This window comes from Vibrio sp. BS-M-Sm-2 (assembly GCF_041504345.1).
In the GTDB taxonomy this organism is placed as follows: Bacteria; Pseudomonadota; Gammaproteobacteria; order Enterobacterales; family Vibrionaceae; genus Vibrio; species Vibrio satsumensis.
The window spans coordinates 946166-965656 of the sequence record NZ_CP167894.1 but is presented as its reverse complement, the minus strand read 5'-3'; the positions used below and the strand labels follow the sequence as shown (position 1 = coordinate 965656).

General features: G+C 45.8%; 21 protein-coding genes. All 21 read left to right on the top strand.

Annotated features, from left to right (window positions below; genetic code table 11):
* Positions 1-27: 27 nt before the first annotated feature.
* The 21 genes from fliL (at position 28) to ccmA (ending at position 19490) form a co-directional block, all read left to right on the top strand.
* Positions 28-516: a flagellar basal body-associated protein FliL gene (gene fliL, locus AB8613_RS04285; protein WP_285953365.1), complete on the top strand. Its 489-nt coding sequence runs from the start codon at positions 28-30 to the stop codon at positions 514-516.
* A 7-nt stretch (positions 517-523) separates the two neighbouring features.
* Positions 524-1567: a flagellar motor switch protein FliM gene (gene fliM / locus AB8613_RS04280; RefSeq protein ID WP_060983689.1), complete on the top strand. Its 1044-nt coding sequence runs from the start codon at positions 524-526 to the stop codon at positions 1565-1567.
* A 29-nt stretch (positions 1568-1596) separates the two neighbouring features.
* Positions 1597-2007: a flagellar motor switch protein FliN gene (gene fliN / locus AB8613_RS04275; RefSeq protein WP_004739851.1), complete on the top strand. Its 411-nt coding sequence runs from the start codon at positions 1597-1599 to the stop codon at positions 2005-2007.
* A 46-nt stretch (positions 2008-2053) separates the two neighbouring features.
* Entirely contained in the window at positions 2054-2416 is a 363-nt protein-coding gene (gene fliO / locus AB8613_RS04270) for a flagellar biosynthetic protein FliO (protein WP_372384548.1), read from the top strand.
* Positions 2403-3332, top strand: coding sequence for a flagellar type III secretion system pore protein FliP (gene fliP, locus AB8613_RS04265; protein WP_285953363.1), 930 nt, complete (start codon positions 2403-2405; stop codon positions 3330-3332). Before fliO ends, fliP begins: the two co-directional genes overlap by 14 nt.
* 11 nt (positions 3333-3343) lie before the next feature.
* Complete coding sequence (gene fliQ / locus AB8613_RS04260) at positions 3344-3613, top strand: flagellar biosynthesis protein FliQ (RefSeq protein WP_029235191.1); 270 nt, start codon at positions 3344-3346, stop codon at positions 3611-3613.
* A gap of 6 nt (positions 3614-3619) precedes the next feature.
* Positions 3620-4402 carry a flagellar biosynthetic protein FliR gene (fliR, locus tag AB8613_RS04255; protein ID WP_017060672.1) on the top strand — a complete coding sequence of 261 codons (783 nt, stop codon included), beginning with the start codon at positions 3620-3622 and terminating at the stop codon, positions 4400-4402.
* 9 nt (positions 4403-4411) lie between these two features.
* Positions 4412-5542 (top strand): flagellar biosynthesis protein FlhB, encoded by a 1131-nt coding sequence (gene flhB / locus AB8613_RS04250; RefSeq protein ID WP_017064116.1) that lies wholly within the window; start codon positions 4412-4414, stop codon positions 5540-5542.
* A 212-nt stretch (positions 5543-5754) separates the two neighbouring features.
* A complete protein-coding gene (flhA, locus tag AB8613_RS04245; protein ID WP_285953362.1) occupies positions 5755-7854 on the top strand; it encodes a flagellar biosynthesis protein FlhA in 2100 nt (699 codons plus the stop codon).
* Positions 7855-7881: 27 nt separating this feature from the next.
* Positions 7882-9426 carry a flagellar biosynthesis protein FlhF gene (gene flhF, locus AB8613_RS04240; protein ID WP_372384547.1) on the top strand — a complete coding sequence of 515 codons (1545 nt, stop codon included), beginning with the start codon at positions 7882-7884 and terminating at the stop codon, positions 9424-9426.
* A gap of 13 nt (positions 9427-9439) precedes the next feature.
* Positions 9440-10327 (top strand): MinD/ParA family protein, encoded by an 888-nt coding sequence (locus AB8613_RS04235; protein WP_048661509.1) that lies wholly within the window; start codon positions 9440-9442, stop codon positions 10325-10327.
* Positions 10320-11054 (top strand): RNA polymerase sigma factor FliA, encoded by a 735-nt coding sequence (locus AB8613_RS04230; RefSeq protein ID WP_017060667.1) that lies wholly within the window; start codon positions 10320-10322, stop codon positions 11052-11054. The genes AB8613_RS04235 and AB8613_RS04230 overlap by 8 nt, the downstream gene beginning before the upstream one ends.
* Positions 11055-11096: 42 nt before the next feature.
* Positions 11097-11465: a chemotaxis response regulator CheY gene (cheY, locus tag AB8613_RS04225; RefSeq protein ID WP_016767062.1), complete on the top strand. Its 369-nt coding sequence runs from the start codon at positions 11097-11099 to the stop codon at positions 11463-11465.
* Positions 11466-11570: 105 nt separating this feature from the next.
* Complete coding sequence (locus AB8613_RS04220; protein WP_146492316.1) at positions 11571-12302, top strand: protein phosphatase CheZ; 732 nt, start codon at positions 11571-11573, stop codon at positions 12300-12302.
* 9 nt (positions 12303-12311) lie between these two features.
* Complete coding sequence (locus AB8613_RS04215; RefSeq protein WP_372384546.1) at positions 12312-14492, top strand: chemotaxis protein CheW; 2181 nt, start codon at positions 12312-12314, stop codon at positions 14490-14492.
* A gap of 13 nt (positions 14493-14505) precedes the next feature.
* Entirely contained in the window at positions 14506-15624 is a 1119-nt protein-coding gene (locus AB8613_RS04210; RefSeq protein ID WP_285953359.1) for a chemotaxis response regulator protein-glutamate methylesterase, read from the top strand.
* 10 nt (positions 15625-15634) lie between these two features.
* Positions 15635-16417, top strand: coding sequence for a ParA family protein (locus AB8613_RS04205; RefSeq protein ID WP_017064111.1), 783 nt, complete (start codon positions 15635-15637; stop codon positions 16415-16417).
* On the top strand, positions 16404-17534 hold the full coding sequence (locus AB8613_RS04200; RefSeq protein ID WP_372384545.1) for a chemotaxis protein CheW: 1131 nt from the start codon (positions 16404-16406) through the stop codon (positions 17532-17534). Before AB8613_RS04205 ends, AB8613_RS04200 begins: the two co-directional genes overlap by 14 nt.
* Before the next feature lie 53 nt (positions 17535-17587).
* Complete coding sequence (locus tag AB8613_RS04195) at positions 17588-18082, top strand: chemotaxis protein CheW (RefSeq protein WP_017064109.1); 495 nt, start codon at positions 17588-17590, stop codon at positions 18080-18082.
* Positions 18082-18594, top strand: coding sequence for a DUF2802 domain-containing protein (locus AB8613_RS04190; protein WP_285953357.1), 513 nt, complete (start codon positions 18082-18084; stop codon positions 18592-18594). Before AB8613_RS04195 ends, AB8613_RS04190 begins: the two co-directional genes overlap by 1 nt.
* 278 nt (positions 18595-18872) lie before the next feature.
* Positions 18873-19490: a cytochrome c biogenesis heme-transporting ATPase CcmA gene (ccmA, locus tag AB8613_RS04185; RefSeq protein WP_060983699.1), complete on the top strand. Its 618-nt coding sequence runs from the start codon at positions 18873-18875 to the stop codon at positions 19488-19490.
* The last annotated feature ends 1 nt before the right edge of the window (position 19491 follow it).

Genomic DNA, 19491 nt, shown 5'->3' with positions numbered 1-19491 from the left:
CGAAAGAACAGGAAGTTAGAGCAAAATATGGCAGAAGAACAAGATGCACCTAAAGGGAAGAGTAAGCTTCTCATCATCATTATAGCGGTAGTCGTTTTACTACTTGGCGTAGGTGGCGCACTGTTCTTTTTTTTAGGCTCTGATGATAGTGCCTCAGAATCTCAGTCTCAGCCGACTACTGCTGTGGTCGCAGCCGAGCCTGTTATGTATGTTAATATCCCTCAGCCCTTCTTGTTCAATGTGACAGGTGATAAAAAAGACCGCCTAGTTCAGATAAAAGCACAGTTAATGGTGCGTGGCAGCAAGAATGAAGACTTGGCTCGTTACCACTCTCCTCTTGTAGAGAGTACTTTATTAGCAACGTTCGCTTCAGCAACGGTTGATCAATTGCGCTCTCCAACTGGGCGAGTTGAACTGCGAAATAAGGCGACTGAAGATATTAAAGCAAGCCTGGCTCAAGCTGTTGGCCAGCCTGTGATTGAAAAAGTGTTATTCACTGACTTCGTAATTCAATAGGTAATTTGTGACCGATTTATTAAGCCAAGACGAAATTGATGCGCTATTACATGGCGTTGATGATGTTGAAGACGTAGAAGATGTCTTAGAAACCGACAATGATAGTGCAGTCAATTTCGACTTCTCATCTCAAGATCGAATCGTCCGTGGTCGAATGCCGACCCTTGAACTTATTAACGAGCGTTTCGCACGTCATATGCGGATTAGCTTGTTTAATATGTTACGTAAAACAGCTGAAGTGTCGATCAACGGCGTGCAGATGATGAAGTTTGGTGAGTACCAAAACACATTGTATGTACCCACTAGTTTAAACATGGTTCGTTTCCGCCCGCTGAAAGGCACGGCGCTTATCACCATGGAAGCTCGTCTTGTTTTTATTCTCGTAGAGAACTTTTTTGGTGGTGATGGACGTTTCCACGCCAAGATTGAAGGCCGTGAATTCACGCCAACCGAAAGACGAATTATTCAGTTACTGTTGAAAATTGTTTTTGAAGATTACAAAGAAGCTTGGTCTCCAGTGATGGGGGTTGAGTTTGAATACTTGGATTCTGAAGTGAACCCAAGTATGGCGAACATTGTGAGCCCAACAGAAGTGATTGTTGTAAGCTCATTCCACATTGAAGTGGATGGCGGTGGTGGTGACTTCCACGTCGTGATGCCTTACTCCATGGTAGAGCCGATTCGTGAGCTGCTGGATGCCGGTGTTCAATCAGACAAAATGGAAACCGATGTTCGTTGGAGTACCGCGCTGCGTGATGAAATTATGGATGTGCCGGTTAACTTCCGTGTGAACTTGCTAGAGCAAGATATTTCTCTGCGTGACTTGATGGAGTTGCGACCCGGTGACGTCATTCCAATGAACATGCCTGAGCATGCGACTATGTTCGTTGAAGAGCTGCCAACGTATCGTGTGAAAATGGGCCGTTCCGGTGAGAAGCTCGCAGTACAGATTTCTGAAAAAATTCAAAGACCACATGTGGTTAAAACTGATCTCGCTTTTCTAGGCAAGGACTTAATGTCTGAGCTGGAAAATAGCGACGATGACGAATAGCAAAATAGATAAAAGTATAGGAATTGGTAATGGAACCTAGTGAAGATCAAAAGCTAGCAGACGAGTGGGCTGCGGCACTTGGTGAAGATCCTTCAGCACCGTCAATTGATGTTGATGACGTGCTTGCGGCACCACTTGATGAGCTAACCGATTCATCGTCTCCGATTTCTGAAGATGAGCGTCGTAAACTGGATACCATCATGGATATCCCCGTGACTATCTCAATGGAAGTTGGCCGCTCTCAGATCAGTATCCGTAATTTACTTCAGTTGAACCAAGGTTCGGTTGTTGAGCTAGATAGAATTGCTGGTGAGTCACTGGATGTGATGGTAAACGGTACCTTGATTGCTCATGGTGAAGTGGTTGTGGTGAACGACAAGTTTGGTATTCGTTTGACTGACGTTATTAGTCAGACAGAACGAATTAAGAAGCTGCGTTAATGAGCTTTCTGTCTCCAAGATTGGCTAGGCTAATTACGGGGGAGCTTTGTTATCTTCTCCTTCTATTGCCTTTGCTGCAACGCCGCCATCTCTCGATTTAGCGACCACTTTTGGGTCGCTAATTTTCGTTATAGCCTTCATCTTATTTATTGCTTGGCTACTCAAGCGAATGCAAGTGCCTGCAATGTCGAATCAGCAAGGCTTGGCGATTGTTAGGCAAATTCCTGTAGGTACTAAAGAACGCATCGCTATTGTTCAAGCTGGTGATGATCAGTTCTTAGTCGGGATTACCACGCAATCTATCCAGCTAATTTCTAAGCTGGATAAACCTCTTACTCAGGAGATGCTGGAAAAAAGTACATTTTCAAGTCAGCTTTCCCAGCTAATAAAAAAAGATGCAAACAAGTAACGGACTTTTGAACTCATCTTACGTTTGCCAAAACGGAGCTTTCCGAATGGTTAAAATGTTGTTGGTTCAGCTCACTCTCCTCTGCTCACTCGTATTCAGTATGTCGGTATTTGCACAGGCTGAAGACGGCACCGTCATTCCTGCGAATACCGCTGGCTCAGAGTCGGTAACCATCAGCACGATGGAACAAGACCAAGCCAAATCGCAAACCATGACAACGGGTAGCTTAACCGGCAATGGTGGTGGCATACCTGCCTTTACCATGACAACCAATGCTAATGGTGGTGAAGACTACTCGATAAACCTACAGATCTTGGCTCTAATGACCATGCTTGGCTTCTTGCCGGCGATGGTGATTTTGATGACCTCGTTCACCCGTATTGTGGTGGTGATGTCTATCTTGCGTCAGGCAATGGGTCTACAACAAACACCGTCTAACCAAGTGATTATTGGTATCGCGATATTCTTGACCTTCTTCATCATGTCGCCAGTGATTAACCAAGTTAACGAACAAGCAGTTCAGCCTTATCTCAATGAACAGATATCGGCACGACAGGCATTCGATGTTGCCCAAGAACCGATTAAGTCCTTTATGCTTAAACAGACTCGAATCAAAGATCTAGAAACCTTTGTTGAGATCTCTGGTGCGGAAGTGAACAACCCTGAAGATGTTTCAATGGCGGTTCTGATTCCTGCATTTATCACGTCAGAGTTGAAAACGGCTTTCCAGATAGGCTTTATGTTGTTCTTGCCGTTCCTAATCATCGACTTGGTAGTGGCATCGGTATTAATGGCTATGGGTATGATGATGTTGTCACCAATGATTGTATCGCTGCCGTTTAAGTTGATGCTGTTTGTTCTTGTTGATGGTTGGAACTTGATACTCTCCACTCTCGCTGGCAGTTTTGCCTTGTAGCTGGGGGAATAATGAATCCTGAAATATTCGTAGAGTTGTTCCGAGATGCCCTTTGGATGGTACTCATTATGGTTTGCGCCATTATCATCCCGAGCCTGCTGATCGGTTTAGTCGTCGCTGTTTTCCAAGCTGCGACCTCTATCAACGAACAAACACTGAGTTTCTTGCCGCGTTTGATTGTGACTTTGTTGGCGTTGATGCTATTTGCACACTGGATGACTCAGATGATGATGGAGTTCTTTTTTGAACTCATCGAACGCTTGCCGCAAGTTCTGTATTAAATCGATATGGAATACCCGACGAGCCTTGTACTAGAGTGGTTAGCCAATTATTTTTGGCCATACACTCGCATCTCAGCCATGCTGATGGTGATGACGGTAACAGGGGCGCGCTTTGTGTCGCCTCGTATTCGTCTGTATTTAGGCTTGGCGATCACCTTTGCCGTAATGCCCGCGATTCCCGCGGTTCCAAAAGAGATTGAACTGCTCTCTTTCCAAGGTTTCCTAACCGTCTTTGAGCAAATTGTGATTGGTGTGGCGATGGGCTTTGTCACTCAGTTCATGATTCAAACCTTTGTTATGCTCGGTCAAATCCTTGGTATGCAATCTAGCTTGGGCTTCGCTTCTATGGTCGACCCAGCAAATGGACAGAACACGCCAGTATTGGGTCAGCTCTTCATGCTACTTGCCACTATGTTCTTCTTGGCAACCGACGGTCACTTGAAAATGCTGCAGTTGGTGGTGTTCAGCTTTAAGACTTTGCCGATTGGCAGTGGCTCTTTGACTTCGGTTGATTTTCGAGAACTCGCGTTGTGGCTTGGTATCATGTTCAAAACGGCATTGGCGATGTCCTTGTCGGGCATTATCGCACTGTTAACGATTAACCTTTCTTTTGGTGTAATGACGCGTGCTGCACCTCAGTTAAATATCTTTTCTTTGGGTTTTGCATTTGCGCTACTCGTGGGTCTGTTACTTTGTTGGTACATCCTTGGCGGCTTGTATAGTCACTATGAGCTATTCTGGATGCAAGGCGAACAACAGATATGTCGTCTAATCCGGTTAGATTGCTAGGAGACTGAAATGGCAGAGTCAGACGGTCAAGAACGCACAGAAGACGCCACGCCCAAACGCTTGCAACAGGCCAAAGAGAAAGGGCAGGTTGCAAGGTCAAAAGAGCTAGCTTCAGCGTCGGTACTGATAGTCGGTGCGATTGCATTAATGTGGTTTGGCGAATCGATGGCGAAGGCTTTGTTCGAGGCCATGCAACGTCTGTTTTCTCTGAGCCGCGACGAGATCTTTGACACCAACAAGCTCCTTGAAATCGCTGGTGGCGCACTGGTGAACTTACTGTTTCCACTGTTCTTAATCTTGATAACTTTGTTTGTTGCGGCTGTTATTGGTGCGGCAGGTGTTGGCGGGATTAACTTTTCGATGCAAGCTGCAATGCCAAAGGCGTCTAAGCTCAATCCACTCAGTGGTATCAAGCGTATGTTTGGCCTACAAAGCTGGGTTGAACTGCTGAAATCTATTTTGAAAGTGGCACTTGTATCAGGCATGGCTATTTACCTTATTCAGGCCTCTCAGCATGATTTAATGCAGCTGAGTATGGATGTGTATCCGCAGAATATCTTTCATGCTTTGGATATCTTGCTTAACTTCATTCTTTTAATCAGTTGCTCTTTGCTGATCGTGGTTGCCATTGATATCCCATTTCAGATCTGGCAACACGCTGATCAGCTGAAAATGACTAAACAAGAAGTTAAAGACGAATTCAAAGATACCGAAGGTAAGCCGGAAGTAAAAGGCCGAATTCGTATGCTACAAAGGGAAGCCGCTCAGCGTCGTATGATGGCAGACGTCCCTCAAGCGGATGTGATTGTGACCAACCCAGAGCACTTTTCCGTGGCACTGCGTTATAAGCAGAATCAAGATAAAGCGCCGATTGTGGTTGCCAAAGGTGTCGACCACATGGCGATGAAGATCCGAGAAATTGCACGCGAAAACGATATCTATATTGTTCCGGCACCGCCATTGGCGAGGGCGCTTTATCACACCACTGAACTAGAACAACAAATTCCTGACGGTCTGTTTACGGCTGTCGCGCAGGTGCTTGCATATGTTTTCCAGCTTAAGCAGTACCGAAAACGAGGTGGTGAGAGACCAAAACTGCAAGATTCTAATATGCCGATCCCACCTGATTTACGTCATTAGATCAATTGCTTGAGCTCTGCGTGATGAACCCTGATAATAGTGATCTAGCCAATCTTCCTTTTATTGAGGTGATGGCGATAATTTGACGTGAGATGTTGGTACAGTGTTTGCTGTAGTAAGCCTGAACATTATAAGCCCATAGCAAAACAGCCCTGACTAAGATCTAATCCACTTGTTCAGAGAGCTACAACATAGCGAAACTGTCTAGATTTATGAAATTCTCCCTGCCTTTTGCGGACAAGCTACCTAAAATCCCGAACCGTGCCATGCCTGCGGTTGGTGCACCTGTTATGGTACTTGCAACGCTTGCTATGGTGGTGTTGCCAATTCCAGCTTTCTTGTTGGATATGTTCTTCACCTTTAACATTGCATTGTCTATGGTTGTGCTATTGGTTTCGGTTTATACCCGCAGACCTTTAGACTTTGCTGCATTCCCGACCGTACTTCTGATTGCGACTCTACTTCGATTAGCCTTGAACGTTGCTTCAACACGTGTGGTCTTGCTTCATGGTCATGAAGGTGGCGACGCGGCTGGTAACGTGATTGAAGCCTTTGGTAACGTGGTTATCGGTGGTAACTATGCCGTAGGTCTAGTGGTGTTCTTGATTCTGATGATCATTAACTTCATGGTTGTAACCAAAGGTGCAGGCCGTATCTCGGAAGTAAGCGCGCGTTTCACTTTGGACGCCTTACCGGGTAAACAGATGGCAATCGATGCCGACTTGAACGCTGGTTTGATCGACCAAGATCAGGCTCGTCTGAGACGTTTTGAAGTAACCAAAGAAGCCGACTTCTACGGTTCGATGGACGGTGCGTCTAAGTTTGTTAAAGGCGATGCGATCGCTGGTATCTTAATCTTATTCATCAATATCATTGGTGGCTTGAGCATTGGTATGGCTCAGTTTGACCTTGGTTTTGGTGAAGCAATTGAAATCTACACACTACTGACTATCGGTGATGGTCTGGTTGCACAAATTCCATCTCTATTACTGTCTATTGCAGCCGCGATGATGGTAACGCGCCAAAACACTGATGAAGACATGGGGCAGCAGCTCGTCTTCCAGATGTTCGACAATCCAAAAGCCTTGATGATCACCGCTGCAATCCTTGGCATCATGGGTATTGTTCCAGGTATGCCACATTTCTCGTTCTTGAGCCTTGCAGTTGTTGCGGGTGCAGGGGCGTATTACATCGATAAAAAGAACAAGAAGAAGGCGGAAGAACCTAACCTTCCGGCGACCGTTGAAGCGAATGGAGAAGTAGGCTCTCAGAAAGAGCTTTCTTGGGATGATGTTCAACCTGTTGATATTATTGGCTTAGAAGTAGGTTACCGTTTGATTCCTTTGGTGGATAGAGACCAAGGAGGCGAACTGCTTGAACGCGTTAAAGGTGTGCGTAAGAAGCTGTCTCAAGATTTTGGTTTCTTGATCCCAGCGGTGCACATTCGCGATAATCTAGAACTGACACCAAACAGCTACCGAATCACCTTGATGGGTGTCGCGGTAGGTGAGGCTGAGATAAAACCAGACATGGAACTCGCGATTAACCCAGGTCAAGTCTACGGTATGATCGATGGTGAGCCGACGATTGACCCTGCCTTTGGCCTTGAAGCTGTATGGATACGTGAAGAGCAGCGTGAACATGCACAAGCTCTAGGTTATACCGTTGTCGATTCTTCTACTGTACTGGCGACACACCTTAGCCAACTGCTAACCAATAACGCATCACAGCTTATTGGTCACGAAGAAGTTCAGAACTTGCTTGAGATGCTCAGCCGCTCAACACCTAAGCTGGTGGAAGGTTTTGTACCGGATCAATTGCAGTTGGGTGTAGTCGTAAAAGTGCTACAGAACCTATTGAATGAAGCCATTCCAATTCGTGATATTCGAACCATAGTCCAAACTTTGTCGGAGTATTCTGGTAAAAGTCAAGAACCTGACATACTTACGGCGGCGGTTCGTATCTCATTGAAACGGTTAATTGTTCAGGAAATCAATGGTATAGAACCGGAATTGCCAGTGATAACCTTGATTCCTGAGCTGGAACAAATCTTGCATCAAACCATGCAGGCATCCGGCGGAGAATCTGCTGGTATTGAACCTGGTTTAGCCGAACGTTTACAGACATCCCTCAGTCACGCGACACAAGAGCAAGAGCTGAAAGGTGAGCCCGCGGTGCTACTGACCTCTGGTGTGTTACGTTCGACTCTGGCTAAGTTCGTGAAAAACACGATTCCAAGCTTGAGAGTCTTGTCTTACCAAGAAATACCGGACGAAAAGCAGATACGTATAGTACAAGCTGTTGGTAATTAAGCCGCCTAATTAGAACGGACGATCGAATTGAAAATTAAACGATTTTTTGCAAAAGATATGCGAACGGCCTTGCTCCAAGTTAAAGAAGAACTTGGTTCGGAAGCGGTGATCATGTCTAATAAAAAGGTCGCAGGTGGCGTGGAAATTGTTGCCGCTATTGATGGTGAATCCAGCCCGTCGACAGCGAGCCAGAGACCAAATAAACCTCAGCAGCCTGCACAAAGCCAATATACGCAAATGGCCGCGCCCGCACCTCCTGCAGGGCGACGTCAATTAGACGATGATAAGGTTAGCCTACAGTCGAATGCTGAAGGTGGACGCTCAATGACCAAGCGCTTTGCGAATATGCTAAAGCAATACAGTCATGGCGCCGATGATGAGCCACAACATCGTGCTGAAAATGAAGATTCATTGTCTGCATTGCTCAATCGCCAATCAAGCACGGGTCATAAGCCTCATAGTCATCAGACTCAAAGTAATTTGCAGTCTCGCGGTAACCAACAGTCTCACGGGAACCTAGATTCTGCATTTGCTCGTGAAACAGGTTTATCCCAATTGATTGCCGAAGACCGCAGAGTAGAGCGTCCAGCACCTCGTTTGGATCCTACCCGTTATGATCGTGGTCGTGAGAATACGCATTCCAAAGGTTCAGATACTGAAATGGAAACGATGCGCGAGGAGATGACCTCAATTCGTCGTCTGTTAGAGCATCAAGTATCTGGATTAATGTGGCAAGAAGTTGAGCGTCGTGAACCGCTTAGAGCCATGCTTATCAAACGCCTTGAACGTATGGGTGTATCTGCAGAGCTTGCCGACCAAATGGCGTGTTACATTCCTGAAGATACCAAACCTGCACGTGCGTGGAAGGCGTTGTTAGCCTTGGTTGCTGACCAAATCTCCGTTACACAAAAAGATATTTTAAAACGCGGCGGTATTGTGGCTCTACTTGGCCCAACTGGCGTGGGTAAAACAACGACTGTTGCAAAGCTAGCTGCACGTGCTGCCATGGAATATGGCGCAGATAACGTAGCACTAGTGACAACTGACACATATCGTATAGGTGCACATGAGCAGTTATCGATCTATGGTCGAATTATGGGTTGTCCTGTAAGAGTTGCTAAAGATTCTAGTGAATTGGCCGATGTAATATATCAGTTACGTAATCGTCGCCTAATTCTGGTCGATACTGCAGGCATGGGACAACGAGATGTTCGCCTATCTGAGCAGTTAGACACATTGATGCAAGAGAGTGGTTCCGTTATCAATAGCTACCTTGTGTTGCCTGCAACCGCGCAACGCAAAGTGCTGCAAGAAACAATTGAACACTTTAGAAGAATCCCGTTGTCGGGATGCATCATGACTAAGCTGGATGAATCCCTAAGTCTAGGTGAATTCATCAGTGTCGTAATACAAAATGCATTACCAGTTGCTTACATTGCAAATGGTCAACGAGTTCCTGAAGATATCGTTATAGCTCAGCCAAAGTACATGATTGCTAAGGCGAATGAGTTATTAGAAAAATCTACAGAGAATGAACCTCATTACTGGAATAGCGATTCTGAAGGGCTCTAGGCGGCGGATAAATATGAATGAAAATATGATACATGATCAAGCTAGCGGCCTCCGTCGCTTAACCAAGCCTTCACTCACAAAAGTTATCGCTGTAACCGGTGGTAAGGGAGGGGTTGGTAAATCTAATGTGACGTTAGGTATGGCTATTTGCATGGCGCGCCAAGGCAAAAAAGTTATGGTGCTAGATGCCGACTTAGGCCTCGCTAACGTCGATATCATGCTGGGTATTCGTTCTAAACGAAACCTTGGGCATGTGTTGGCAGGCGAATGTGAACTTAAGGATGCGATTGTCGAAGGGCCGCACGGAATTAAAATTATTCCTGCGACATCGGGCACACAAAGCATGACTGAACTTTCACACGCACAGCATGCAGGTTTGATTCGCGCATTCGGTTCGCTTGAAGACGAGATGGACATCTTGTTAGTTGATACCGCAGCCGGTATTTCGGACATGGTAATCAGCTTCTCAAGAGCGGCGCAAGACGTGGTTGTCGTGGTATGTGATGAACCTACCTCGATCACGGATGCATATGCTTTGATTAAGCTTTTGAGCAGAGAACACCAAGTTCAGCGGTTCAAAGTTGTTGCAAATATGGTCAGAAGCTACCGTGAAGGCCGAGAATTATTTGCAAAGTTGACTTTGGTCACAGAGCGCTTCTTGAATGTGAGCCTCGAACTCGTAGCATGTATTCCTTTAGATGATAAAGTACGTCAATCAGTCAAGAGACAGAAAATCGTAGTCGATGCGTATCCTCGCTCTCCAGCGGCATTGGCAATCAGCTCTTTGGCTAATAAAGCATTGACCTGGCCAATACCAAAAACACCAAGTGGGCACTTGGAGTTCTTTGTGGAAAGGCTGCTGAATCGTACTGAATTTATAGAGGAACCATTTGGTGAATAAAGCGCTTACTTACGACCAACATGCTAATCACAATAGCCAACAGGCTTTTTTTGAGAAGTATTCTGTGTTGGTTAAACGTATCGCTCATCACTTGTTGGGGCGATTACCGCCTAATGTATTAGTTGATGACTTAATTCAAGCTGGCATGATCGGCTTGATTGAAGCGCAACAAAACTATGATGGTACCAAAGGCGCAAGCTTTGAGACGTATGCCGGTATTCGAATTCGCGGGGCAATGTTAGATGACATTCGCCGTGGGGACTGGGTACCGAGATCGGTTCATAAAAACAATCGAGAAATCAGCAGTGCAATCGCGGAGTTAGAGGGTATCCTCAACCGTGACCCGAGTGATGCCGAAGTGGCAAAGCACATGGGACTCAGTTTAGAGCAGTATCACAGTGCTTTAACTGACATTAATTGTTCAAGACTGGTTGGAATCGAAGATTTAGGCGTCTCAGATGATGTAATATCTCCGAATGAAGACTCTCAAGATAATACGCCTTTTCAAGGGGTTGCTGATGAGTCATTCCGCCAAGCTTTGATCGATTCGATAAAACAACTTCCGGAAAGGGAAGGCCTTGTGCTTTCGCTTTATTACGACGAAGAACTCAATTTAAAAGAGATTGGGGAAGTGTTAGGTGTCAGCGAATCTCGTGTCAGCCAAATACTGAGCCAATCTATGCAGCGTTTACGCACTAAGTTAAGTGCTTGGACACAGAACGACTAACAACACTGATCCTATTCAGTGGAGGCTAATTTGAACAAAAACATGAAAATTCTCATTGTTGATGACTTTTCAACGATGCGCCGAATTGTTAAAAACCTACTTCGCGACTTAGGTTTCAACAACACTCAAGAAGCAGACGATGGCTTGACCGCGTTACCTATGCTGAAAAAAGGCGAATTTGATTTCGTGGTAACTGACTGGAACATGCCGGGCATGCAAGGGATTGACCTGCTTAAACACATTCGCGCAGACGCAGAACTTAAGCACCTTCCCGTGCTTATGATCACGGCAGAAGCGAAGCGTGAGCAGATCATCGAAGCAGCGCAAGCGGGTGTTAATGGTTACATTGTGAAGCCTTTCACTGCTGCAACGCTGAAAGAGAAACTTGATAAGATTTTTGATCGCTTATAAGCATCAATAAATTTAGGCATTTCTAGGTAAACATTAGCTGATAAGTTCTCTGTTTATCTCGATAGCCTAAGCGCACAAAGTATGCGGAGTAAGGCCGAATTCAGGATGATTTCATTAGAACAAGCAAAAAAATTAGTAGAGCTGCTTGAGAACGATGAGCAGCAGAATGCTGATTCTCTTGTTAGAAGCATTTATGAAGATAATTTTAGTCTTCAAGACAATCCAATGCTTCAAGAAATAGGAAGTCTGACTCGCGACCTCCATGATTCTTTGACTCAATTTAATTTCGATGAGCGCATCAGCGTTATCGCAAATGACGAAATCCCTGACGCAAGGGATCGCCTTCAGTATGTCATTGATAAAACGGAAGTGGCGGCAAATAAGACGATGGACGCTGTCGATCGCTGTATGCCAATTGCAGACAACCTACACGAGTGTTTACTTCAAGTAAGGCCTCAATGGAATGAACTGATGCATGGCCGCATTGAGCTGGCACAATTTAAAGCTTTATGTCACCGCATTGATGGATTGCTTGTCCAAGTAGAAGGCGACAGCACTGAACTACGCGGACAATTGACTGAAATCTTGATGGCTCAGGATTTCCAAGATTTAACTGGGCAGATAATTAGCAAAGTTATTACCTTGGTGAATGAGGTAGAAGGACGTTTGGTCGAGATTCTCACGGTATTCGGTGCGAATCAAATAGAGCCAACTCCAGAGTCAGAGAGGAAAGCATCGATTGCGCCTGAGGGTCCAATTATGAACCCAGAAGAGCGCGAAGACGCTGTTGCATCTCAGGATGAAGTCGACGATTTGTTATCCAGTCTTGGATTTTAAAGGTAACGTATGAGCTACGATTTAGACGAAGATATTCTTCAGGACTTTTTAGTTGAAGCAGGAGAGATCCTTGAACTTCTATCAGAGCAACTGGTAGAGCTTGAGAATAATCCTGACGACAAAGACCTATTAAATGCTATTTTCCGTGGTTTCCATACAGTAAAAGGTGGTGCTGGTTTCCTAGCATTAACTGAGCTGGTGGATACTTGTCATGGTGCCGAGAATGTGTTCGACATTCTACGAAACGGCCAACGCAGCGTAACATCAGGTTTGATGGATACTATGCTGCAGGCGTTAGATACTGTTAATACACAGTTTCAAGCCGTGCAAGATCAGGAACCTTTAGTGCCAGCAGACCAAGCTTTATTGGATGAACTTCACCGCCTCTGTAAGCCAGAATCAGTTGATGAAGTTACACCAGAAGAAGCGTTAACACCTGTTATCCCTGAGCCGATCGTTGCAGCCCCTGAACCGGTTGTCGAAAGTTCAAGCATCAGTGCCTCTTCAGTGGATGATATCTCTGAAGATGAGTTTGAGCGCCTGCTTGATGAACTTCACGGTAAAGGTGGTTCGCCAACAGCATCTTCTGTACCAACACCGCCGCCAGCACCTGTTACACCTCAGCCAGTTGCTGACAGCGGTGATATTACTGACGATGAATTTGAAAAGTTACTAGATGAACTGCATGGTGCGGGTAACAGCCCGACGGCTGCGAGTTCAACGCCTCCTCCACCGCCAGCACCTTCTGCAGCACCTGTTTCGGCGATGTCTGAAGGCGATGATCTGATGACTGACGAAGAGTTCGAGAAGTTACTGGACCAGTTACACGGATCAGGCAATGGACCTTCGATTGAAGAACTGGATGCAGCGACTAAGCCTGCAGAAGTTAAGGCAGTTGCACCGCAAGCAACGTCTAAACCGCAACCAGCAGCACCAGTTGCCGTTAAAGCCGAGCCGAAACCGAGCGTTCCAGCAAAAGCTGAAGTTAAAGCGCCGGCTAAGAAGCAGCAAGCTGAAGCGACAGTTCGCGTTGATACATCAACACTGGATACCATCATGAACATGGTGGGTGAACTGGTATTGGTGCGTAACCGACTTGTCAGCCTAGGCCTCAACAGCAACGACGAAGAAATGTCGAAAGCTGTCTCTAACTTAGATGTTGTTACTGCAGACCTACAAGGTGCGGTAATGAAGACTCGTATGCAGCCGATCAAGAAAGTATTTGGTCGCTTCCCACGAGTTGTCCGCGATCTTGCGCGTAGCTTGAAGAAAGACATCGTTCTTGAAATGCGTGGCGAAGAAACGGACCTTGATAAAAACTTAGTAGAAGCGCTTGCAGATCCCCTGATTCACTTGGTGAGAAACTCTGTCGACCATGGTATCGAAATGCCGAACGACCGTGTTGCTGCGGGTAAATCACAAACGGGTAAAGTGATTTTGTCTGCCTCTCAAGAAGGTGATCATATTGAGCTGGCTATCGTTGATGACGGCGGCGGTATGGACCCTGATAAGCTTCGTGCTATTGCGGTCAAACGTGGCCTGATGGATGAAGATGCAGCGTCTCGCTTATCAAATAAAGAGTGTTTCAACCTGATTTTTGCTCCTGGCTTCTCAAGCAAAGAGCAGATCTCGGATATCTCTGGTCGTGGTGTAGGTATGGACGTTGTGAAAACGGCGATCAACACACTGAACGGCTCTATTGATATTGATTCAGAAATGGGACAAGGCACCAAGATCACCATCAAGGTTCCACTAACCCTAGCGATTCTACCAACCTTGATGGTCGGTGTTGCGGGTCACCCATTTGCATTGCCATTGGCATCGGTTAACGAGATCTTCCACCTAGACTTAAGCCGCACAAACGTGGTTGATGGTCAGCTAACGATCATCGTTCGCGATAAGTCTATTCCGTTGTTCTACTTGCAAAACTGGCTTGCTCCTAAAGCGGGTATTGTTGAACTGCGTAAAGGGCACGGCCATGTTGTTATCGTACAGCTGGGTAGCCAACGAGTTGGTTTTGTTGTCGATACGCTTATCGGTCAAGAAGAAGTCGTGATCAAGCCACTTGATAAGCTTCTGCAAGGCACGCCAGGAATGGCAGGCGCGACAATTACAAGTGACGGACACATTGCATTGATTCTAGATGTGCCGGACTTGTTGAAGCAGTACGCAGCTGCGTCAAGAATTTAATTTAAGGATAAATATGGCGATTAAAGTATTAGTCGTTGATGATTCGAGTTTTTTTCGTCGTCGCGTTAGCGAGATCATCAACTCAGAGGCTCGCCTAGAAGTCATTGATGTAGCAGTAAACGGTAAAGAAGCCGTTGAGAAAGCGAAACAGCTAAGACCTGACGTAATCACGATGGACATTGAAATGCCTGTCATGGACGGCATCACAGCTGTTCGTGAAATCATGGCCGCGTCTCCAACGCCTATTTTGATGTTTTCATCGTTAACGCATGATGGAGCGAGAGCAACGTTAGATGCGCTAGATGCAGGTGCTCTAGATTTCTTACCTAAGAAGTTTGAAGACATCGCACGTAACCGCGACGATGCGGTTGCATTGCTTCAACAGCGTGTGATTCAGATTGCTGCAAAGCGTGCGTTTATGCGTCGTGCTCCTATTGCACCGAGAGCGACAGCAACGACTTCAACATCTACGCCATTGCGTCAACCGGTTTCTAATGCTGCTCCAGCCGCTAGACCTGCTGCAGCAACCGCTGCGAAGTTCAGAGCCTCGGGCAAAAAGTATCAATTAACTGCCATTGGCACATCGACTGGCGGTCCTGTTGCGCTACAGAAGATTTTGACGCGCATCCCTGCTAACTACCCACATCCCATTGTGTTAGTTCAGCATATGCCAGCCACATTCACCGCTGCTTTTGCTAGTCGATTGAACACCTTGTGTAAGATTGAAGTTCGTGAAGCGCAAGACGGTGATGTGTTGAAACCCGGAGTGGCGTATCTTGCTCCCGGTGGTAAACAGATGATGGTAGATGGCCGTGCAGGGTCTGCACGTCTAAGAATTATCGATGGCGGCGACCGAATGAACTACAAGCCTTGTGTGGATGTCACATTTGGCTCTGCAGCGAAGATCTACGGCGACAAAGTGTTGTCTATGATACTGACCGGTATGGGCGCAGATGGTCGAGAAGGTTCGCGTATGTTGAAAACTGCGGGCTCGACGATTTGGGCACAAGACGAAGATAGTTGTGTTGTATATGGTATGCCTCAAGCTGTAGCAAAAGCTGGCATTTCTACTGAAGACCTACCTCTAGACCGCATCGCGGAAAGGATCTTGGTTGAAGTTGGGTTAGCTTAGGTAAATCGAAATGATTGTTTGGAGTGTTGCAAACCAAAAAGGTGGTGTTGGTAAAACGACCACGACCGTGACTCTAGCAGGTTTACTTGCTTTGAAGGGGCACCGTGTTCTGTTGGTTGATACTGACCCACATGCATCACTGACCACCTATCTGGGTTACGACTCAGATACGGTGGAATCGAGCCTGTTTGATCTGTTTCAGTTGCGTGAGTTTAATGCGCAGACAGTAAGACCTTTGCTTTTACAAACAGAAGTTGAAGGTATCGATATTATTCCTGCCCATATGTCTTTGGCTACATTAGACCGCGTAATGGGAAATCGAAGCGGCATGGGGTTGATCTTGAAGCGCGCTTTGGCCGCTTTGAAAGATGACTACGACTATGTGTTAATCGATTGTCCGCCAATTCTGGGTGTGATGATGGTGAATGCATTGGCTGCCAGTGATCGTATTTTGATTCCGGTACAGACGGAATTTTTGGCGATGAAGGGCTTAGAGCGCATGATTCGCACTTTGACCATCATGCAGAAATCTCGCAAAACACCGTTTAAGGTGACGATTGTCCCGACCATGTACGACAAGCGAACCAAAGCCTCACTGCAAACATTAACGCAGCTCAAAGATGATTATCCTAACCAAGTTTGGACATCTGCTGTGCCGATAGATACTAAGTTTCGAGATGCAAGTCTAAAACGCTTGCCAGCATCTCATTTTGCATCAGGTAGCCGTGGTGTATTTGCTTATAAACAGTTGCTTATTTATCTCGAAAGGTTGGCGATAAATGAGCGCGAATAAAGAATCAACATTGGCACAGCCAAGTCTCTCGAGTGAACAAGCACTGGATGATTACTTTACTGCGCTGTTAGGCGATGAAAGCTTTGAATCTGACGATTTTTTTGTTGACGAGTCTACCGACGAATCACAACCTGAAGAGCCAGAGCCAGAGCCAGAGCCAGAGCCAGAGCCAGAGCCAGAGCCAGAGCCAGAGCCAGAGCCAGAGCCAGAGCGCCAATTTTCGAGCCACCACTCAAGCTACGCAGAAATACGCGCGGCTGAGTTTGAGGTTCCTAACCTTGAGGATGTTCAGAAGCTACTAAGTCGTTTAGAGGCGACCAATGTTGTTGACGAGCTAAATCTTGATGAATTGATGGATCTGAACACCCAGAAAATCGCCCAGCAAGCAGACATGCAAATGTTTGAGGCCGCGGTTGAGTCTGTTCAAGTGTTTGAAGAGCCAGAGATTCAAGATTGGAATCTTCCAGAACCCGATTTATCAATTGCTGCAGAGCCACCTGTTGAAACGCAGCAAATTGAAGAGTTACAAGCTGAACCGCAGGAGACGGAACAAGTAGAAGTTAAGGCTGTTGAGTTTGAACTTGATGCTCCTGAGGTCGAGACAGTTATTGGACTTGAAACTCAAGCCGGAGGTGCTAACCAGTTTACCTCTTGGGAAAATACGGTTCGCACAGAAGACTTTCAAGTTTTGTATTTTGATGTAAACGGCGTGACCTTTGCGGTACCACTTGATGAGCTTGGCGGTATCCATCGCCTTGAAGAGTTAAGTCATATCATTGGTAAGCCAGCTTGGTATTTGGGTTTACAAACCAACCGTGATAGTCAGCTAGATGTGGTCGACACCGCAAAATGGGTGATGTCTGAGAAACTATCAGGTGACGAGTACAAAGAAAACTATCAATATATAGTCATGCTTGGAGAGAGCTTGTGGGGCCTTGCGGGCACCGAGCTAAAAGGCACCGAGCTACTTAATACAGATAAAGTACGTTGGCGAGAAATGGCAGGGAAACGCCCATGGCTCGCTGGTATGGTAAAAGAAAAAATGTGTGCTTTGATCCATGTTGAAGCATTAATCGCCATGCTAAACGCAGGGCTAGATGTAAAAGCATTAAGCTAGTAAACGCATCAAGTTAATAATAGTGGTCGGTAACGACGGCAAGAGGATTATCTATGTCTCATATGAGTGAAGTTGAAGTAAGAAAAGAGCAAACCAATGATGAAGTACTTCAATGGGTGACTTTCCAGCTAGAAGAAGAAACTTACGGCATCAACGTAATGCAAGTGCGTGAAGTACTGCGTTACAGCGAAATTGCTCCAGTACCGGGTGCTCCAGATTACGTTCTAGGTATTATTAACCTACGTGGTAACGTTGTTACTGTTATCGACACTCGTTCTCGCTTTGGCTTGATGCAAGGTGAAATCACAGATAACACTCGTATTATCGTTATTGAATCTGAGCGTCAAGTAATTGGCATTCTAGTCGATAGCGTTGCTGAAGTGGTTTACCTGCGTTCTTCTGAAATCGACACAACGCCAAGTGTTGGTACTGATGAAAGTGCTAAGTTTATCCAAGGTGTAAGTAACCGTGATGGCAAGCTGCTTATTCTAGTAGATTTAAACAAACTACTAAGCGAAGACGAATGGGATGAGATGGCTCACCTGTAATGTTTGAAGCGCTTCCTTTAAGCCCTGTCGTTCTGATATCAGGTGTTGGGGTTTTTACGTTATTCATCGTGATTTTGATTAGCAAAGTAAAACGTGCAATTCAAAAGCAGCTCGATCAATCACGTCTGCAAGTTCGTAACTTGGATAAAGAGCTTCAAAAATCGAGTAAGCAATTACTTGAAGTTCGCTCTGTTGTGGTTGGCCTTGGCCAGAAAGTGACGGAACAGCAAGATCTAATAAAGCACTTGAATGAACGTATTGTTGAGTTGGAACATGCTGACACCGATGGACGCTTATATACGCGTGCAACAAAAATGGTTCAGCTTGGTGCCGGGATAAACGAACTGATCGAAGAGTGTGAATTACCTAAAGCGGAAGCTGAGCTAATGATGTCTCTACAGAATAAGCTCGCGGGTAAGGAAAAAATCCCTTCGTTGAGAAGCAACCCTTCATCGTACGATGATCAACCCGATGCCTCTCGCGATCGCAGAGATCTGCCTCGACGTCGTTAAATTGAGTGCTTACTGCGTATTGAGCAATTGATGTTTATCACGTACACCTCTTAAAAGAAGCTTCGGCTTCTTTTTTTATGCTTGCTATATCTATATAGAACGATGTTTATAAGTACTTGTATCTACGGCAATATCTAGTTTGTTGGTGAAAATGTGTAAATTGTGATGCGGTGGTAACAGTTTCTTACGGACTTTGTCTTATCGAAAACGCCTAGTCCTGTTTTGTCACCATGTTGGTGTGCTACTATAGCCCTCTCATTACTCGACTAAATTTACCTATGCTAGAAGTCTCAAATTTAACTGCTATTCGTGACGACAGGGTTCTGTTTGAATCGTTGTCTTTTCAATTGAAACCTGGCGAGTTGGTTCAAGTTGAAGGTCGTAACGGTACTGGGAAAACGACACTCCTTAGGATTATCACCGGGCTAGGCGATCGTGATGAAGGCACTATTTGTTGGGATGGTGAGTCCATTGAAACGAGTCGAGATGTGTATCATCAAAATTTACTTTTTCTTGGTCATCAAACTGGCGTGAAGCGCGAGCTCAGTGCCTATGAGAACTTGAGTTTCTATCAATCGATTCACAGTGGTGGAACGAGCAAGGAAGAGCTTTACCATGCGTTGGCCCAGGTTGGTCTTGCTGGTAGGGAAGACGTGCCCGCGGGGCAACTTTCAGCTGGTCAACAGCGCCGTGTGGCGTTGGCTCGTCTTTGGTTGAGTAAACAAATGTTGTGGATTCTAGATGAACCGTTGACTGCAATCGATAAGCAGGGCGTTAAAGTTTTAGAGTCTCTTTTTTCTGAGCATGCAGATAACGGTGGCATTGTGTTACTAACCACACACCAAGATATGTTTGCTGATAGCCCGAAACTAAGAAAAATAAAGTTGGGTGAGTAAT

Coding starts and splice junctions, on each gene's coding strand:
- ccmA (WP_060983699.1), top strand. CDS start 18,873: ATGCTAGAAGTCTCAAATTTAACTGCTATTCGTGACGACAGGGTTCTG.
- AB8613_RS04220 (WP_146492316.1), top strand. CDS start 11,571: ATGATTTCATTAGAACAAGCAAAAAAATTAGTAGAGCTGCTTGAGAAC.
- AB8613_RS04195 (WP_017064109.1), top strand. CDS start 17,588: ATGTCTCATATGAGTGAAGTTGAAGTAAGAAAAGAGCAAACCAATGAT.
- fliN (WP_004739851.1), top strand. CDS start 1,597: ATGGAACCTAGTGAAGATCAAAAGCTAGCAGACGAGTGGGCTGCGGCA.
- AB8613_RS04210 (WP_285953359.1), top strand. CDS start 14,506: ATGGCGATTAAAGTATTAGTCGTTGATGATTCGAGTTTTTTTCGTCGT.
- flhB (WP_017064116.1), top strand. CDS start 4,412: ATGGCAGAGTCAGACGGTCAAGAACGCACAGAAGACGCCACGCCCAAA.
- cheY (WP_016767062.1), top strand. CDS start 11,097: ATGAAAATTCTCATTGTTGATGACTTTTCAACGATGCGCCGAATTGTT.
- AB8613_RS04200 (WP_372384545.1), top strand. CDS start 16,404: ATGAGCGCGAATAAAGAATCAACATTGGCACAGCCAAGTCTCTCGAGT.
- AB8613_RS04235 (WP_048661509.1), top strand. CDS start 9,440: ATGAATGAAAATATGATACATGATCAAGCTAGCGGCCTCCGTCGCTTA.
- fliL (WP_285953365.1), top strand. CDS start 28: ATGGCAGAAGAACAAGATGCACCTAAAGGGAAGAGTAAGCTTCTCATC.
- flhA (WP_285953362.1), top strand. CDS start 5,755: ATGAAATTCTCCCTGCCTTTTGCGGACAAGCTACCTAAAATCCCGAAC.
- fliQ (WP_029235191.1), top strand. CDS start 3,344: ATGAATCCTGAAATATTCGTAGAGTTGTTCCGAGATGCCCTTTGGATG.
- AB8613_RS04215 (WP_372384546.1), top strand. CDS start 12,312: ATGAGCTACGATTTAGACGAAGATATTCTTCAGGACTTTTTAGTTGAA.
- fliP (WP_285953363.1), top strand. CDS start 2,403: ATGCAAACAAGTAACGGACTTTTGAACTCATCTTACGTTTGCCAAAAC.
- AB8613_RS04205 (WP_017064111.1), top strand. CDS start 15,635: ATGATTGTTTGGAGTGTTGCAAACCAAAAAGGTGGTGTTGGTAAAACG.
- fliR (WP_017060672.1), top strand. CDS start 3,620: ATGGAATACCCGACGAGCCTTGTACTAGAGTGGTTAGCCAATTATTTT.
- AB8613_RS04190 (WP_285953357.1), top strand. CDS start 18,082: ATGTTTGAAGCGCTTCCTTTAAGCCCTGTCGTTCTGATATCAGGTGTT.